The 16,425-nt window shown below is 73.7% G+C and carries 14 protein-coding genes; 7 read left to right on the plus strand and 7 right to left on the minus strand.

Features of this window, described 5'->3' with window-relative positions:
- Position 1 precedes the first annotated feature (1 nt).
- Complete coding sequence (locus tag J4709_RS33915) at positions 2-1,156, plus strand: glycerate kinase (RefSeq protein WP_307801774.1); 1,155 nt, start codon at positions 2-4, stop codon at positions 1,154-1,156.
- 110 nt (positions 1,157-1,266) lie between these two features.
- Here the strand turns inward: J4709_RS33915 and yczE are convergent, their stop codons facing one another.
- On the minus strand, positions 1,267-1,893 hold the full coding sequence (yczE, locus tag J4709_RS33920; RefSeq protein ID WP_208246957.1) for a membrane protein YczE: 627 nt from the start codon (positions 1,891-1,893) through the stop codon (positions 1,267-1,269).
- Positions 1,894-1,993: 100 nt separating this feature from the next.
- On the opposite strand from yczE, the gene yczR reads away from it, so the two are divergent.
- Positions 1,994-3,445 carry a MocR-like transcription factor YczR gene (yczR, locus tag J4709_RS33925; RefSeq protein WP_208247059.1) on the plus strand — a complete coding sequence of 484 codons (1,452 nt, stop codon included), beginning with the start codon at positions 1,994-1,996 and terminating at the stop codon, positions 3,443-3,445.
- Between the two features lie 91 nt (positions 3,446-3,536).
- Here the strand turns inward: yczR and J4709_RS33930 are convergent, their stop codons facing one another.
- Positions 3,537-3,971 (minus strand): CBS domain-containing protein, encoded by a 435-nt coding sequence (locus tag J4709_RS33930; protein WP_208246958.1) that lies wholly within the window; start codon positions 3,969-3,971, stop codon positions 3,537-3,539.
- Between the two features lie 276 nt (positions 3,972-4,247).
- Here J4709_RS33930 and J4709_RS33935 point away from each other — a divergent pair, with 276 nt between their 5' ends.
- From J4709_RS33935 to J4709_RS33955, 5 genes are read left to right on the plus strand one after another with little or no spacing between them, the layout of a single operon-like run.
- Positions 4,248-5,549 (plus strand): NAD(P)/FAD-dependent oxidoreductase, encoded by a 1,302-nt coding sequence (locus J4709_RS33935; RefSeq protein WP_208246959.1) that lies wholly within the window; start codon positions 4,248-4,250, stop codon positions 5,547-5,549.
- Complete coding sequence (locus J4709_RS33940) at positions 5,546-6,838, plus strand: ABC transporter substrate-binding protein (protein WP_307801775.1); 1,293 nt, start codon at positions 5,546-5,548, stop codon at positions 6,836-6,838. Before J4709_RS33935 ends, J4709_RS33940 begins: the two co-directional genes overlap by 4 nt.
- Positions 6,835-7,770 (plus strand): carbohydrate ABC transporter permease, encoded by a 936-nt coding sequence (locus J4709_RS33945; RefSeq protein WP_232384432.1) that lies wholly within the window; start codon positions 6,835-6,837, stop codon positions 7,768-7,770. Before J4709_RS33940 ends, J4709_RS33945 begins: the two co-directional genes overlap by 4 nt.
- Entirely contained in the window at positions 7,770-8,600 is an 831-nt protein-coding gene (locus J4709_RS33950) for a carbohydrate ABC transporter permease (protein WP_208246960.1), read from the plus strand. Before J4709_RS33945 ends, J4709_RS33950 begins: the two co-directional genes overlap by 1 nt.
- Positions 8,601-8,609: 9 nt before the next feature.
- Complete coding sequence (locus J4709_RS33955; RefSeq protein WP_208246962.1) at positions 8,610-9,788, plus strand: ABC transporter ATP-binding protein; 1,179 nt, start codon at positions 8,610-8,612, stop codon at positions 9,786-9,788.
- A gap of 128 nt (positions 9,789-9,916) precedes the next feature.
- On the opposite strand, the gene J4709_RS33960 is transcribed toward J4709_RS33955, so the two are convergent.
- The 5 genes from J4709_RS33960 to fdhD form a co-directional block, all read right to left on the minus strand.
- Entirely contained in the window at positions 9,917-11,530 is a 1,614-nt protein-coding gene (locus tag J4709_RS33960) for a phytoene desaturase family protein (RefSeq protein WP_208246964.1), read from the minus strand.
- 64 nt (positions 11,531-11,594) lie between these two features.
- A complete protein-coding gene (locus tag J4709_RS33965; RefSeq protein WP_208246966.1) occupies positions 11,595-13,397 on the minus strand; it encodes an SDR family oxidoreductase in 1,803 nt (600 codons plus the stop codon).
- On the minus strand, positions 13,394-14,236 hold the full coding sequence (locus J4709_RS33970) for a M24 family metallopeptidase (RefSeq protein WP_307801777.1): 843 nt from the start codon (positions 14,234-14,236) through the stop codon (positions 13,394-13,396). The genes J4709_RS33965 and J4709_RS33970 overlap by 4 nt, the downstream gene beginning before the upstream one ends.
- 151 nt (positions 14,237-14,387) lie before the next feature.
- Entirely contained in the window at positions 14,388-15,323 is a 936-nt protein-coding gene (locus J4709_RS33975; RefSeq protein WP_208246968.1) for a metal-dependent hydrolase, read from the minus strand.
- A 166-nt stretch (positions 15,324-15,489) separates the two neighbouring features.
- Positions 15,490-16,302, minus strand: coding sequence for a formate dehydrogenase accessory sulfurtransferase FdhD (gene fdhD, locus J4709_RS33980; RefSeq protein WP_208246971.1), 813 nt, complete (start codon positions 16,300-16,302; stop codon positions 15,490-15,492).
- Positions 16,303-16,425 lie beyond the last annotated feature (123 nt).

Genomic DNA, 16,425 nt, shown 5'->3' on the forward strand with positions numbered 1-16,425 from the left:
CGTGAAGATCGTCATCGCCCCCGACTCGTTCAAGGGCAGCCTGTCCGCGGCGCAGGTGTGCGCCGCGGTGGAGGCCGGGACGCGGCGCGCCGTGCCGGGCGCCGAGGTGCTCCGCGTGCCGATGGCCGACGGCGGCGAGGGCACCCTCGACTGCTTCGTCGCGGCGCGCGGCGGCGACCTGATCGAGGTCGCCGCGACCGACCCGGTGGGCCGTCCCGTGAAGGCCGCCTACGCGCTGTCGGGCGACGGCCGCTCCGCCGTCGTGGAGCTGGCCGCCGCGTCCGGGCTGCCGCTGGTCGAGGACGCGCCCGACCCGCTCGGCGCCGGCACCGCGGGCACCGGCGAGCTGATCGCCGACGCGGTCCGCCGCGGCGCGCGGGACGTGCTGGTCTGCATCGGTGGCAGCGCGAGCACCGACGGCGGCACCGGGCTGCTGCGCGCGCTCGGCGTCCGCTTCCTGGACGCCGAAGGCGCGGAACTGCCGCCCGGCGGCGCCGCGCTGGCGCGCCTCGCCGCGATCGACGACTCGGGCGTCCCGGACGCGGTGCGCGCCGCCCGGTTCCGGGTCGCCTGCGACGTGACCAACCCGCTCGTCGGGCCCGAGGGCGCGGCGGCGGTGTTCGGGCCGCAGAAGGGCGCCGGCCCCGCGCAGGTCCGCGAGCTGGACGCGGCGCTCACCCGGTTCGCCGACGTGCTCGACGCGACCTTCGGCGTCCGCGTCCACGACCTGCCCGGCGCCGGCGCCGCGGGCGGCACCTGCGGCGGCCTGGTCGGCCTGCTCGGCGCGGAGCCGTCCGGCGGCGCGGCGCTCGTGGCCGCCGCCGTCGGCCTGCACGACGCGCTGGAAGGCGCAGACCTCGTGATCACCGGCGAGGGCCGGGTGGACGGCCAGAGCGCCGGCGGGAAGGTCGTCTCCGCCGTCGCCGCCCTCGCCAGGGACCGCGCGATCCCCGCCGTCGCGCTCGCCGGCGGCGTCACCGGCCCGCTGGACGAGCTGCACGGCCTCGGTCTCACCGCCGCCTTCAGCATCGCCGACGGGCCCCGCACGCTCGACGCGCTCAAGGCCGAGGCCGCGCCGCTCCTGACCGCGCTCGCCGAGCAGGTCGTGCGTCTCATTGTGGGGGGACGACCCCCCACACCCCCCGCGGCGGGGTGAGCGGCACCCTTCGCTTCGCTGGCGCTCCGCTGCGGGTGCCGCTCACCCCGGCTGGGGGCCAGCCCCCCGCGCCCCCCGTTGGGGCCTCCGCCCCCACACCCCCGCCCCGGTCAGGCGGCGATCGGTTCCGGGGTCTCGGTGGGGGCCGGGGTCTGCGGGGTCTTGATCTGCAGGGCCGGCAGGAAGACGTGTGAGAGGGGGCCGATCGCCACGGCGTACACGACCGTCCCGATGCCGACCGTGCCGCCGAGCAGCCAGCCGACCGCGAGGACGCTCAGCTCGATGCCGGTGCGCACGACCCGGATCGAGTGGCCGCGCGCGGCCAGGCCCGTCATCAGGCCGTCGCGGGGGCCGGGGCCGAGGCCGGCGCCGATGTAGCAGCCGGTCGCGAACCCGCCGACCAGCACGCCGAGGGCCAGGAACGTCCAGCGGGCCGCGAGCGCGTCCGGGCTCGGCAGCAGCCACAGGAACAGGTCGGCGAACGCGCCGACGAGCACGACGTTGCTGATGGTGCCGAGGCCGGGCCGCTGCCGCAGCGGGATCCAGGCGAGCATCACCACCGCCCCGGCGATGATGATCCACATGCCGATGGACAGGCCGAACCGGCGGGACAGGCCCTGGTGGAACACGTCCCACGGGTCGTTTCCGAGCCGGGAGGACACCTGCAGCGCGATCCCCAGGCCGTACAAGGCCAATCCCGCATAGAGCTGCACGAGGCGCCGCGCCATCAAGGCCATTTCTTGCTCCAAGTTGAAATCATGTCCGCTTTCTGCCCTATCCTGCAGAGCAGTGGCCTGGTAATGATAGGGCCAATATGCGAAAGTGGTCTGTGTGAGCATGCGTTACGTCAGCGGCACCCAACTGGCCCGGCTCCTCGGCGACGTCCCGCGCGAGCGGCCCGTGTACGCCGCGCTCGCCCGCGCCGTCCGCACCCTCGTGCTGGACGGCCGGCTCGCGCTGCGAACCCGGCTGCCGGCCGAACGCGACCTCGCCGCCGCGCTCGGCGTCAGCCGCACCACGGTCACCGCCGCCTACGACCGGCTGCGCGAGGAGGGCTACATCGAGAGCCGGCAGGGCGCGGGCAGCTGGACGGCGCTGCCGCCGGTCCGCATGTCGTCCGCCGAGCCGGCGCCCGGCGCGCGCTTCGGGAAGGCGCACCCGGTGCCCGACGACCCGGCGTTCATCGACCTCGGCTGCGCCACGCCCGGGGCCCCGGAGATCTTCGGCGAGGCGGTCGCCGCCGCGGTCGAGGAGCTGCCCCGCTACAGCGGCGGGCCCGGCTACGAGCCCGCCGGGCTGGCCGGGCTGCGCGAGGTGATCGCGGCGGGGTACGAGGCGCGCGGCGTGCCGACCCGCCCCGACCAGATCGTCGTCACGACCGGCGCGCAGCACGCGTTCACGCTGCTCACGCAGACGCTCGTCGAGCCGGGCGACCCGGTCATGGTGGAGCGCCCGACCTACCCGCACGCGCTCGGCGCGCTGCGGCGGCGCGGCGCCCGGCTCGTCCCCGTCGGGGTGAACGAGGGCTGGGACATGGAGCTGATCGCGGGCAGCATGCGGCAGGCCGCGGTCCGGATGGCGTACACGATCGCCGACTTCCACAACCCGACCGGCCGGCTGATGCCGGCCGACGACCGGGCCGCGCTGGTCGACGCGGCGCGCCGCGTGGACGCCTTCGTCGTCGCCGACGAGACGTTCGCCGACCTCGCGCACGACCCGGACGCGCCGCGCATGCCGCCGGTCGCCGCCTACGACACCGGCGGGCGCGTCGCCACCATCGGGTCGGCGTCCAAGCTGATGTGGGGCGGGCTGCGCATCGGCTGGATCCGCACCACCGGGCCGCTCGCCCGCCGGCTGGTGCTGGCCCGCGAGCCGTTCGACATGGCCAGCCCCGTGCTGGACCAGCTGATCGTCCGGGAGCTGCTGCTGCGGATCGAGGACGTGCGGGCCGAGCGCGCCGCGACCCTGCTGCGCAACCGGGACGCGCTCGCCGCCGCGCTGCGCGAGACGCTGCCGGGCTGGGAGTTCCGCCTGCCGGGCGGCGGCATGTCGCTGTGGGCGCGGCTCGGCGCGCCCGTCGCCACCGTGCTCGCCGAGACCGCCGAGCGGCTCGGCGTGCGGGTCGTCGCGGGCCCGGTGTTCGGGGTGGACGGCGTCCTGGAGGACTACGTCCGGCTGCCCTACGTCCTGCCGCCGGACACGCTGCGCGACGCGGTGGAGCGGCTCGCGCTCGCCTACCGCGACGTGCAGGCGGCCCCGGCGCCGCGGCCGCTGCCCGCCTACGTCTGATCAGGCGGTGGTCTGATCAGGTGGTGGTCTGATCAGGTGGTGGTCTGATCAGGTGGCGGTCTGATCAGGTGGCGGTCTGATCAGGCGGCCGTCACGGCGCGCGCTGGATGTAGTCGACGAGGTGCTCGCGCTCGCTCTCCAGCTCGTCGATGGCGCTCTTGACGACGTCGCCGATGCTGACGATGCCGGCGAGGCGCCCGTCCTCCAGGACGGGGACGTGCCGGAACCGGTTCTCGGTCATGGTGCGGCGCAGGTCCTCGACGTCGTCGGCGGGGGCGCAGGTGCGCACCTGCGCCGTCATGATCTCGGCGACGGGCGCGTCGAGCAGCGCCGCGCCGCGCTCGTGCATGCGCCGCACGACGTCGCGTTCGGTGACGATGCCGGCGATGGACGCGCCGTCCGGCGACACCACCGCCGCCCCGATGTTGTGCTCGGCGAGGACGGCGAGCAGCCGGCGCACGGTGGCGTCGGGCGTCACCGTCGCCACCGCGGCTCCCTTCCTGCGCAGGATCTCGCGAATCCGCATGGCTCACGCTCCGGTGCCGGTCTCGGACCCGTGGCGGGCGTCCGCCGGGGGGCTGTCTGTCCTGACAAGGTCGCACGGTTCGGCGTCCGGGAAAACCCCGGCACGGTACATCATTTCCGGATCGGCGGCGGCGCGGCGGCGCGCCGGGGGATGCCCGGCGCGTCCTGACAGGTCGTGTTCACCCGACCCCGGTCCGTGGAAGTGGATCTCCGGTCACGTAATGTGGTCTCTTGATCACTCAGTGAACGCCGTCCCGAGGTGACCAGGGAGCCCGCCGTGCCCGTACCGCGAATTGTGATCATGGGCGCCGGCTTCGCCGGCTACAACACCGCCCGCACACTGGAGCGCCTGCTCCGGCCCGCCAAGGCCGAGATCGTGATGGTCGCGCCGTTCGGCTACACGCTCTACCAGCCGCTGCTGCCGCAGGTGGCGGGCGGCGTGCTGGACCCGCGCGCCATCGCCGGGCCGCTGCACCGGCTGCTGGACCGCACCCAGCTGCTGCCGGGCAAGGTGCGCGGCGCGGACCTGCACGAGCGGACCGTCGACGTCGAGAAGATCGACGGGACGAAGGTGACGGTGCACTACGACCGGCTCGTCCTCGCGGCGGGCAGCATCACCCGCACCTTCGACATCGCCGGCCTGAGGGAGCACGCGCACGGCCTGAAGAACCTCGCCGAGGCGGTCTACCTGCGCGACCACGTGATCGCCCAGCTGGAGCTGGCGAACGCGAGCATGGACCCGGCGGAGCGGGCCGCGCGGCTGGGGTTCCTGGTCGTCGGCGGCGGCTACTCCGGCGTGGAGACCTGCGCGAACCTGCAGCTGCTCACCACCAAGGCGCTGCGCCGCTTCCCGCGGCTGGATCCGGCGCTGCTCACTTGGACGCTGATCGACATCGCGCCGAAGCTGCTGCCGGAGCTCGGCGAGCGGCTCGGCCGGGAGGCGATGCGGCTGCTCAGCCGCCGCGGCGTCGACATCCGGCTCGGCACCACCCTGGAGCGGCTGGAACCGCATCAGGCGCACCTGACCGACGGGACGACGCTGCCGTGCCGCACCGCGATCTGGACGGCCGGCGTCACCCCCAGCCCGGTGATCTCCACGCTGAACCTGCCGACCGACCGCGGCCGGGTCCGGGTCGGCGCCGACCTGCGGCTCGAGGGCTTCCCCGAGGTGTACGCGGTCGGCGACGCGGCCGCCGTCCCCGACCTGGTGCGGGGCGGCGACGCGATGTGCCCGCCGACGGCCCAGCACGCGACCCGGCAGGCCCGCGTCGCCGCGCACAACATCGCCGCCTCGCTGCTCGGCCACGAGCCCCGCGAGTACCGGCACAAGGACCTCGGCCTCGTCGTCGACCTCGGCGGCGTGCAGGCGGTCGCGCGGCCCTTCGGGGTGGAGCTGACCGGCATCGTCGCGCAGGCCGTCACCCGCGGATACCACCTGGTGACGGTCCCGTCGGCGTCGGCGCGGGCGCGGGTGCTCGGCCAGTGGCTGATCCACGCGGCGGCCGGCGACGACCTCATCCGGCTCGGGCTGCTCGACCCCCGCACCAGCAGCCTCGTCGACGTCGAGCACAGCTTGTGACGAGCGCGCTGCCGATGGGGCGGGCACTGTCCCCGGCGGGCGCGCCCGCCGGGCGCCGCGCGATGGCGGCGCTGACGGCCGTACTGACCGCGGGCCTGGCGGCGGCCTGCGCGTCGGGCGCGTCGGGCACCCGTGTCGTGAACCTCTACAACGCGCCGCAGGAGAGCATCGGCGCGATCGCCGGCCGGTGCAACCGGGAGGCGCACGGCCGGTACCGGATCGTCGTCAACACGCTGCCGCGCGGCGCCGACGACCAGCGCGAGCAGCTGGTCCGGCGGCTGGCGGCCCGCGACTCCGGGCTGGACGTCCTCGGTCTCGACGTGACCTGGACGGCGGAGCTCGCCGAGGCCGGCTGGATCCGCGAATGGACCGGCCGGTACGCGCAGGAGGCCAGCAAGGGCACCCTGCCGGGCCCGCTGTCCACCGCGACCTGGCAGGGCAGGCTCTATGCGGCGCCGTACAACACCAACGTCCAGCTGCTCTGGTACCGCTCGGACCTGATGCCCGACCCGCCGTCCACCTGGGCCGGGCTGATCCAGGCGTCGGAACGGCTGGCGGCCGAGGGGAAGCCGCACTACGGGGAGGTCACCGGCGCGCAGTTCGAGGGGCTCGTCGTCTGGTTCAACAGCCTCGTCGCGTCCGCCGGCGGGCGGATCCTCAGCCCCGACGGCCGGCGGGTCGAGCTCGGGCCGTCCGCGCTGACCGCGCTGCGGACGATGCGGCGGTTCGCCCGGTCCAAGGCCGCCGACCCGTCGATCTCCAACACCAAGGAGGACGACGCGCGCCTGGCGGTCGAGTCCGGGCGCGGCGCCTACGAGATCAACTGGCCGTTCGTGTACGCGTCGATGGCCACGCTCCAGCCCAAGCTGCTGAAGAAGTTCAAGTGGGCGCCCTACCCCGGCATCACCGGGCCGGGCCGCGCGCCGCTCGGCGGGGCGAACTTCGCCGTCAGCCGCTACTCCGCCAAGCCCGACGCCGCGTTCCAGGCGGCGCTGTGCCTGCGCGACCCGGAGAGCCAGCGCACCGCCGCGATCCAGGACGGGCTCCCGCCGGCCGTCGAGTCGGTGTACTGGGCGCCCGGCATGGCGAAGGCGTACCCGATGCGGCAGGCGATCCTCGACTCCCTGAAGACCGCCGCCGCCCGTCCCATGACCCCCACCTACCAGAACGTGTCGACGGTGTCGGCGGTGCGGCTGTCGCCGCCGAAGTCCATCGACCCGCCCCGCACGCTGCGCTCGCTGCGGGGCCTCATCGAGGACGCGTTGCAGAGCAAGGGGGTGCTTCCTTGAACGAGGAGGTCAGCAGCGCGGAGGCCATCCCGGTCCCGGGCCGGGCGGCGGCCGTGCCGAGCGCCAACCGCAGGTCCGAGCGGCGGCTCGGGTGGATGCTGTGCGCGCCCGCCGCCGTGGTGATGCTGGCGGTCACCGGGTGGCCCATCGTCTACTCGGTGCTGCTGTCGCTGCAGCGCTTCGACCTGCGCTTCCCCGCCCGCAAGGCGTGGATCGGGGTGGACAACTACACGACGGTGCTGGGCAGCTCGTTCTGGTGGAACGCGTTCGCCGTCACGGTGCTCGTCACGGTCGTCAGCGTCGCGGTGGAGCTGGTCCTCGGCATGGTGATCGCGCTGGTGATGTACCGGACGATCGTCGGCCGCGGCCTGGTGCGCGCCGTGGTGCTCATCCCGTACGGGATCGTCACCGTCGCCGCCGCCTACGGCTGGAAGTACGCCTGGACGCCCGGGACCGGGTTCCTCGCGCGGCTGCTGCCGGCGGGGGCGGCGCCGCTCACCGACCACTTCCCGGCCATCGGGATCATCATCCTCGCGGAGATCTGGAAGACGACCCCGTTCATGGCGCTGCTGCTGATGGCGGGGCTGGCGCTGGTGCCCGAGGACACGCTGAAGGCCGCGTCCACCGACGGCGCCACCGCCTGGCAGCGCTTCACCAAGATCACGCTGCCGCTGATGAAGCCGGCGATCCTGGCCGCGCTGCTGTTCCGCACGCTGGACGCCTTCCGGATCTTCGACGACATCTTCGTGCTCACCAACGGCGCGCAGAACACCAGCTCGGTGTCGCTGATCGCCTACCACAACCTGATCGGCGGCCTGAACCTCGGCATCGGCTCCACCATGTCGGTGCTGATCTTCCTGGCCGTCGCCCTGATCGCGTTCGTGTTCGTCAAGGTGCTCGGCACGAGCACCCCCGACGCGGGGAGGCGCTGATGGACCGCACCGCAGGCGGGATCACCCGCTGGAGCCTGGTCAACCTGCTGGTCGTGCTGTACGCGCTGGTCCCGGTGGCGTGGATCGCGTCGCTGTCGTTCAAGGACCCGGCCGCCCTGTCCAACGGCGCGTTCCTCCCGACCAAGTGGACCCTGCGCAACTACCGCGGCATCTTCGACAACGCGGACTTCGTGCGCGGGCTCGGCAACTCGATCGGCATCGGGATCGTCTCGACCCTGGTCGCGATCGCGATCGGCACCATGGCCGCGTACGCGGTGGCCCGGCTGGACTTCCCCGGCAAGCCGCTGGTGCTCGGGCTGTCCCTGCTGATCGCGATGTTCCCGCAGATCTCGCTGGTCACGCCGCTGTTCGAGATCGAGCGGACGCTCGGGCTGTTCGACACCTGGCCGGGCCTGATCCTGCCGTACATCACGTTCGCGCTGCCGCTGACCATCTACACGCTGTCGACGTTCTTCAAGGAGATCCCATGGGACCTGGAGAAGGCCGCCAAGATGGACGGCGCCACCCCGTTCCAGGCGTTCCGGCGGGTCATCGTCCCGCTCGCCACGCCCGGCGTGGTGACGACCGCGATCCTGGCGTTCATCCTGTGCTGGAACGACTTCCTGTTCTCCATCTCGCTGACGTCCTCCAGCCGGGCCCGGACCGCGCCGGCGACGATCTCGTTCTTCACCGGGTCGTCGCAGTTCGAGAACCCGACCGGGTCGATCGCCGCGGCCGCCATCGTCATCACGGTGCCGATCGTGGTGTTCGTGCTGGTGTTCCAGCGCCGGATCGTCGCCGGGCTGACGTCCGGCGCGGTGAAGGGATGAGGCGGCTCGATGGCTGAGATCGTTCTGTCCGGGGTCACCAAGCGCTACCCCGACGGCACCACCGCGGTGCAGGACCTGGACCTGTCGATCGCCGACCGGGAGTTCATCATCCTGGTCGGCCCGTCCGGCTGCGGGAAGTCCACCACCCTGAACATGATCGCCGGGCTGGAGGACATCAGCGAGGGCGAGCTGCTCATCGACGGCCGGCGCGTCAACGACCGGGCGCCGCGCGACCGCGACATCGCGATGGTGTTCCAGTCGTACGCGCTGTACCCGCACATGACCGTCCGGGAGAACATCGGCTTCCCGCTGCGGCTCGCCCGGATGGGCAAGGCGGAGGCCAACGCCAAGATCGAGGAGGCGGCGCGGATCCTGGCGATCGAGCCGTTCCTGGACCGGCGGCCCGCGCACCTGTCGGGCGGGCAGCGCCAGCGGGTGGCGATGGGCCGCGCCATCGTCCGCAACCCCAAGGCGTTCCTGATGGACGAGCCGCTGTCCAACCTGGACGCCAAGCTGCGGGTGCAGATGCGCACGATGATCTCGCGGCTGCAGAACCAGCTCGGCACCACCACCGTGTACGTCACGCACGACCAGACCGAGGCGATGACGCTCGGCGACCGGATCGTGCTGATGCGGCGCGGGATCGTCCAGCAGGTCGGCACGCCGGAGGAGCTGTACGACCATCCGCACAACCTGTTCGTCGCCGGGTTCATCGGCTCGCCGTCGATGAACTTCCTGCCCGCCGACGTCTCGGGGGGCGCGCTGCACTCGGTGCTCGGCGAGATCCCGCTGTCGGACCGGATGCGGCGGGCGCTGTCGGCGCACCACTCGCCGGACCGGGTCGTGATGGGGGTGCGGCCGGAGGCGTTCGCGGACGCGAGCCTCGACCGCCGCCGCGAGCAGGACGCCGGCGAGCTCACCTTCGGCGGGCGCGTCGAGATCCTGGAGTCGCTCGGCGCGGAGAAGTTCGCCTACATCGACCTGGAGCCGGGCACGGTGGTCGACTCCGAGCACCTCGCGGACGCGTTCCAGGGCCATTCCCCGGGCCACCGGCACGCGCAGATCGTCGCGCGCCTGGACCCGCGGTCCGAGGCGCGCGAGGGCCGTCCGCTCGACCTGGAGTACGACCCGGCCTCGATCCACCTCTTCGAGCCCGAGACGGGCCTGAACCTGACCGAGCACGTCTGACCGCCGCCTGGAGCGGAAGGCGGCGGTCAGACGGCTCTTGCCGGGGGTGTGGGGTGGCTTCGTTGACTTGCGGCGTGTCGGCCTTATGGAGGCGGTTTTAAGGCCGACACGCCGCAAGTGAACGTGGCTCAGGGGGCGAGGAGGGTGGTCAGGGAGCGGAGGGCCGGGGTGAGGAGTCGGCCCGCGGGCGAGGCGTGGGCGAGGGCGGCGCGGGCGGCGTTCGCCCCGCAGGCGCCGTGCACGCCGCCGCCCGGGTGCGCGGACGACGACGCCAGGTAGAGCCCGGCGACGGGCGTCTCGGCACGGCCGAGGCCCGGGACGGGCCGGAACACCAGCTGCTGGTGGATCATCGCGGTGCCGCCGTTCAGGGCGCCGCCGGGCAGGTTGGCGTTGTGCTCGGTGAACGCGGGCGGGGCGGTGATCCGGCGTGCGGCGACGCGGTCGCGGAAGCCGGGCGCGAAGCGCTCGATCACGTCCTCGACGCGGCGGGCCATGGCGTCCTGCTCGCGCTCGTCCCAGGCGCCGGTGATGCCGTCGGGCCCGGCGTCGCCCTTCACCCGGTGCGGGACGTGCGTGTACGCCCACACCGACTCGGTGCCGGCGGGGGAGCGGGACGGGTCGGCGGTCGTCATCTGGCCGAGCAGCGCGAACGGCTCGGACGGCACGCGCCCGGTGGCGATCCGGCCGCTGTAGTCGGTCATGGCGTCCAGGCCGGGGGACAGGTGGACGGTCCCGGCGCGCGCCGCGTCCGGGGAGGCCCAGGGGATCGGCCCGGAGAGGGCCCAGTCGACCTTGAAGGTGGCGTGGTCCCAGGTGAAGCGGCGCATGTCCGCGCGCAGCGAGCCGGGCAGGTCGGACCAGGCGACGAGCCCGCCGTAGAGCGCGGGCGCCGAGACGTCGGCGAGCACCGCTTTCGCGGCCCGTACCGGTTCGCCGGCCTCGGTCCGCACGCCGAGCGCGCGCCCGTTCCGCACGATCACCGACGCGACGGGCGTGCCGCAGCGGACCGTCCCGCCGCGCGCCTCCAGCCGCCGGACCAGCGCGGCGGTGAGCTCACTCGCGCCGCCCTCCGGCACCGGCCAGCCGTGCCGCTGGCCGATCATGGCGAGCAGCCAGCCGAACACCGAGCCGCCGGTCGTCTCGGGGAACATGTCGGTGTGCAGCGCCGACCCGGCGAGCAGCAGCGGCCCGCCGGGCCCGGCGAACTCCTGCTCGCCGAACGTCCGGACGGGCGCCAGCAGCGAGCGCAGGACGCGCAGCCCGCCCGCCCGGCGCGCCGCCGCGGCGAGCGGCAGCGCGGCCCTGACCGGCGGGAACGGGGTGAACAGGGCGCGCAGCACCTCGTCCCCCATCTCCTCCCACAGGCCCCACAGCCGCAGCCAGGCGTCGCCGTCGCCCGCGCCGAGCGCGTCGAGGCTCGCGGCGGTCGCGTCCGGGTCGCGCTCCAGCACGGCGCTGCGCCCGTCCGGCAGCGGGTGGGCCAGGACCGCCGGAGCGTGCTTCCAGCGCAGCCCGTGCCGCTCCAGGCCGAGCGCCCGCATCACCGGCGACGCGACGCCGAGCGGGTAGAACGCGCTGCACAGGTCGCTGACGTACTCGGGGTGGACGCCCCGGTCGCTGCGCACCGCGCCGCCCGGCTCGGGCTGCGCCTCCAGGACCAGGACGTCCCAGCCCGCGTCGGCCAGCATGTTGGCCGCGACGAGCCCGTTGGGTCCCGCGCCGACGACCACGGCGTCCGCCATCCCGCACCGCCTCCCGGTGATCACCCTAGGGCGTGTGCGGGCGTCCTACCCGCGGCCGGGCGGCCTAGCCCGCGTTGAAGCGGGCCAGCAGCCGCATCACGCGCGGCGACACGCGGGACGTGAGGTAGCTCAGCCGCGCCTCCGGGGTGACCGGCACGACCGCCCGGTCGTCGCGGACCGCGGCGACGATCCGCTCGGCGACGCCCTCCGGCCCGAAGCCGCGCAGCGCGTACGCCCGCGCGGCCCGCTCCTGGCTGCGCGCCTGCTCCTCCGTGCCGCGCCCCACGAACCGGGACGTCTTGGTGATGTTGGTGTTGACGATGCCGGGGCAGATCGCGGTGACGCCGATGCCCTTGCCCTTCAGCTCGGCGCGCAGGCACTCCGACAGCATCAGCACGGCGGCCTTGCTGGTGGCGTAGGCGGGCAGCGTCCGGGACGGGGTGAACGCGGCGGCGGAGGAGGTGTTGACGATGTGGCCGCCCTGCCCGCGCTCCACCATCTGCGCGGCGAACAGTCGCGACCCGTGCACGACGCCCCACAGGTTCACGCCGAGGACCGCGTCCCAGTCGCCGACCGTGTGGTCGAGGAACGAGCCGGCCATGCCGATCCCGGCGTTGTTCACCACCACGTCCGGGACGCCGTGGTCGTGCAGGACGGACTTGGCGAAGTCCTCCATCGCGGCGGCGTCGGACACGTCCACCTGGTACGGGTGCCCGGCCGGGCCGACGAGGCCGGCGAGTTCGGCGGTGCGCTGCGCGGTGGCGAGGTCGAGGTCGGCGGCGACGACCTCGGCGCCGCGCTCGGCGAACGCGAGCGCGGTGGCGCGGCCGATGCCGCTGCCGGCGCCGGTGACCACGACGAGCGAGCCGTCGAAGGCGCGGCGGTCGCGGCCGACGCGGGCGCGCTTGAGCGCGCGGGACTCGGCGGCGGTGAGCGCGCCGCCCTGGACGCCGGTGATGTGCTCGCCGATCCAGCGGGCGATGACGTCGGGGTGGCTGCGCGGCGCCCAGTGGCCCGCGGCGATCGGGCGCAGGGACAGGTGCGGCACCCGGCCGCCCAGGCCGCCGACGAGGTGCGGCGACACGAACAGGTCCTTGGTCGGGACGATGACCTGCGTCGGGACGTCGGTGCGGCGGTCGCGGGGGCGGCGCAGCCGCTGCACCATGTTCGCCCGGTACAGGCCGACGCCGGACGCGCCGTCCCGCGCCATCGTCCGCGCCGGGTGGCCGTCGCGCGGGGGGACGCCCTCGCCGAGCTCCAGGGCGCGGCTGAACGGCCTGGACAGCCCGGCGAGCCACATCAGCTCGGGCAGGACGGGCGTCTGGAAGAAGTAGATGTACCAGGACCGGACACCCTGCCCGGCGGCGCGCTTGAGGTTCGCCGGGGTCGGGCGGGCGAGGTTGCGGCGCGTCCAGTGCGCGACGTGGTCCAGGCACGGACCGGAGATGGAGGTGAACGAGGCGAACCGCTCCGGCATGGTGCAGGCCGCCTCCCACGACTGGATCGAGCCCCAGTCGTGCCCGACGAGGTGCACCTTGCGCTCGGGGGCGGTGGCGTCCAGCACCGCGCGCATGTCCGACATGAGGTAGTCGAAGGTGTAGCGCTTGCGGCCGAACGGGCGCGACGAGGCGCCCGCGCCGCGCACGTCGTAGCGGACGACGTGGTAGCGGCCGGCGAGCCGCGCGGCGACCTCGTCCCACACCGCGTGGGTGTCGGGGTAGCCGTGCATCAGCAGGACGGTCGGCCGGGAGCGGTCGCCCTGCTCGTAGACGGCGAGGTCGACGCCGTCGCCGCGGACGCGGCGGCGGGTCACCGGTGCCGCGGGGGCGGCGCCCGGGGCGGCTCCGGTAGTGGTGGCCTGCGTCATTGCGCCTCCCGTCGTGCCCACCGGTGCACGTGGGGCAGGTCGTCGTCGAGCCAGTACGCGTCGTCCTCGGTGACCACCAGGATCTCCTCGAACTTCACGCCGACGCCGCGGAACCCGATGTGCGGTTCCACCGCCCACAGCCCGGGCGTCGGGGGGTGCTGGGACTGCGCGGCCCCGTTCCAGAGGGGGGAGCGCCCTTCGAGGCGCTCCTTGACCAGTTCGCGGCCGATCGTCTGCAGGAACCGTACACCGAACGGGAATCCGACGCGCTTGGGAAGGATGCCGCCGATGATCCCGACCTGGTGGCCGATGACCCGTCCGGGGTACTTGGCGTGCCGGTTCTGGTAGCCCTGCCGCTCGATCAGCGCGTCGACCTCGGCGTAGATGTCGGCGAAGGTGCGGCGTTCGCGGACGAGGCGCAGGATCAGCGTGCGGTACTCGGCGAGGTCGGCGTCGAGCCGCTCCCAGATGCGGTTCTCGCCGAGGACGCCGCCGTAGCCGATGTCGGCGGAGTAGCCGTCGCGTACGGGCGCCATGTCGAGGATGTAGGGCATGCCCTCCTCCAGGCGCGCGGCACTGGGGAGGAACTGGGTGGGGACCTTGAAGCCGCGGAAGGCCGACCGGTCGCCGAACCAGGCGAACGGGGTGTGCAGCCAGTCGTCCACGCCGTGCGCCCGCAGCCAGCGGCGCATGCGGCGGCACGCCTCGCGCTCGGTCACGCCGGGTTCGAGGGTGGCGGCGACCTCGTCGGCGCACTGGTAGCACAGCCGCTGGACGTCGCGGAATCGCTCCAGCTCCGCTTGATCATGGGTGCGGGCGAGCGTCACATTATTGGACACGGTGTTAATTAACCGCCGGACCCGAACCGCGGTCAAGGGGGGCGCGGGTGACGCTCGCCACCCGGACGCGCGCGAGGACCCGTACGGCGCGGCGGTACGGGCCCTCGGGGGAGGTCTCCGGGGAGCCTCCGGTCGCGATGTCGGACGCGGTCTAGTACGGGTCGTAGCCCGCGGCCTGCGCGGCGGGGGACTTCCGCAGGTACTCCAGCGCGCGCGGCGTCGAGCAGACCTTGGACGGGTGGTGGTTCGGCCTGAGGTAGACGGGCGCCTCGCCGAGCAGCAGCTTGAAGATGCCGGGCACGTGCCCCTTGCGGACGGACCGGCGGTACGAGCGCACGAGCCGCAGCGGCGTGATCCGCTTCGTCACCGTCGGGTCCTGCTTCATCAGGTACAGCGACCCGCCGATCAGCGCCCAGTACAGGAAGAACAGGGACACCACCCACGCCGCCACGCGGGTCGGGTAGCGCCCGCCCATCGCCTTGTAGACGTCGAACACCACCGACCGGTGCTCGACCTCCTCGGCGCCGTGCCAGCGCAGCAGGTCCAGCATCGTCGGGTCGACCCCGGCCTTCTCCAGCCGGTCGTTGTCCATGATCCACTGGCCGAGGACGGCGGTGTAGTGCTCGATCGAGGCGACCGCGGCCAGCTCGAACCGCAGCCGGCGGCGCCAGGCCCGCCGGTTCCGCTCCTTCAGCGCCGCCATCTGCGCGGGCCGCTCGGCGTTGCCCTTGGCCGCCGCGTCAGTGATCTTCGAGACGTCGATCCCGGCGGTCTCCAGGATCTGGTCCAGCACGCCCTGGTGCGAGCGGGCGTGCACCATCTCCTGGCCGATGAACCCCTTGATCTCCTCCAGCAGCCGCTCGTCGCGGATGTGCGGCCGCGCGTCCTTCACGCACTGGATGAACCATTTCTCGCCTTCGGGCAAGACGATGTGGAAGGAGTTGATGATGTGGGTCGCGAGCGGGTCGCCGGGGACCCAGTGCAGCGGAGTGGACGACCAGTCGAAGGAGACCCGCCGAGGCTTGATCGGGGGATGGCGCTCGTCGATGCCGGACGCCGCTCCGCCGCCTGTGAGGGGCCTCGTCATTCCGTGATCCTCCGCTTCGCGCGCCCGGGGCCGGACGCGGCGTGGGTGCACGCGCGCGTCATTGCATAGGGGGAGCAGTCAACCCCTGTGCCGGGCCCGGTGTCTTGAGGGCGGGCCAACAAGTTACCGATTGGTTTTCGGCCCGAGATGACAAACGACCCGGGCGTCAGATCCGGATACGCTCTGTGCCCGTGTAGACGTTCATGGTGTCCCCGCGCAGGAACCCGACCAGCGTCATCCCGGCGTCCTCGGCCAGCTCCACCGCCAGCGAGGACGGCGCCGACACCGCCGCGAGGACGGGGATCCCCGCGGTCATCGCCTTCTGCGTCAGCTCGAACGAGGCGCGTCCGCTGACCATCAGGATCTTACCGGTGAGCGGGGGCAGGTCCTGCCGCACGGCCCATCCGACGACCTTGTCGACCGCGTTGTGCCGCCCCACGTCCTCGCGGACCGCGAGGAGTTCGCCGTCGGCGTCGAACAGGCCCGCGGCGTGCAGGCCGCCCGTCCGGTCGAAGACGCGCTGCGCGCCGCGCAGCCGGTCCGGCAGCGCGGCCAGCACCCGCGGGGTGAGCCGGACGGGGTCGGCCGCCACGTCGTACGGCCGGTCGGCCCGCAGCGCCTCGATGCTCGACTTCCCGCACACCCCGCACGCGCTCGTCGTGGTGAAGGCCCGCGTCATCGCGTCGTCGGGCGGCGCCACCCCGGGCGCCAGCGCCACGTCCAGGGTGTTCTGCTCCTGGGTGTCGGCGCAGTAGCGCATGGCGGTGAGATCGGCCGCGCCGCGGATGACGCCCTCGGCCGCCAGGAACCCGGCGACGAGGTCGAAGTCGTGCCCCGGGGTGCGCATGGTGATCGTCAGCGGCTTGCCCGCCACCCGGATCTCCAGCGGCTCCTCGACCGCGAGGGTGTCGGGCCGGCGGCCCGCCGCGCCGCCGGTGCTCAGCCGCAGGACCGGCTTGCGCACGGTGATCCGCCCCATGACCCGAACGGTACCCCGGTTATCCCCGCGTAACGAAAAAGTTCGGAGTGATCTGTCCCGTTCTGCGTCCTTTGACGGGCAGGACGGCGTGCCCTGGCGGCCGGGTCGCGCGGCGGCGGAGCA

It is taken from the genome of Actinomadura violacea, from assembly GCF_017573465.1.
Lineage (GTDB): Bacteria > Actinomycetota > Actinomycetes > Streptosporangiales > Streptosporangiaceae > Spirillospora > Spirillospora violacea.

Excerpts from the sequence above, each read along its gene's own strand:
- J4709_RS33950 (WP_208246960.1), top strand. The coding sequence starts at position 7,770 with ATGGACCGCACCGCAGGCGGGATCACCCGCTGGAGCCTGGTCAACCTG.
- J4709_RS33975 (WP_208246968.1), bottom strand. The coding sequence starts at position 15,323 with ATGACGAGGCCCCTCACAGGCGGCGGAGCGGCGTCCGGCATCGACGAG.
- J4709_RS33965 (WP_208246966.1), bottom strand. The coding sequence starts at position 13,397 with ATGACGCAGGCCACCACTACCGGAGCCGCCCCGGGCGCCGCCCCCGCG.
- yczR (WP_208247059.1), top strand. The coding sequence starts at position 1,994 with ATGCGTTACGTCAGCGGCACCCAACTGGCCCGGCTCCTCGGCGACGTC.
- fdhD (WP_208246971.1), bottom strand. The coding sequence starts at position 16,302 with ATGGGGCGGATCACCGTGCGCAAGCCGGTCCTGCGGCTGAGCACCGGC.
- J4709_RS33955 (WP_208246962.1), top strand. The coding sequence starts at position 8,610 with ATGGCTGAGATCGTTCTGTCCGGGGTCACCAAGCGCTACCCCGACGGC.
- yczE (WP_208246957.1), bottom strand. The coding sequence starts at position 1,893 with ATGGCCTTGATGGCGCGGCGCCTCGTGCAGCTCTATGCGGGATTGGCC.
- J4709_RS33930 (WP_208246958.1), bottom strand. The coding sequence starts at position 3,971 with ATGCGGATTCGCGAGATCCTGCGCAGGAAGGGAGCCGCGGTGGCGACG.
- J4709_RS33960 (WP_208246964.1), bottom strand. The coding sequence starts at position 11,530 with ATGGCGGACGCCGTGGTCGTCGGCGCGGGACCCAACGGGCTCGTCGCG.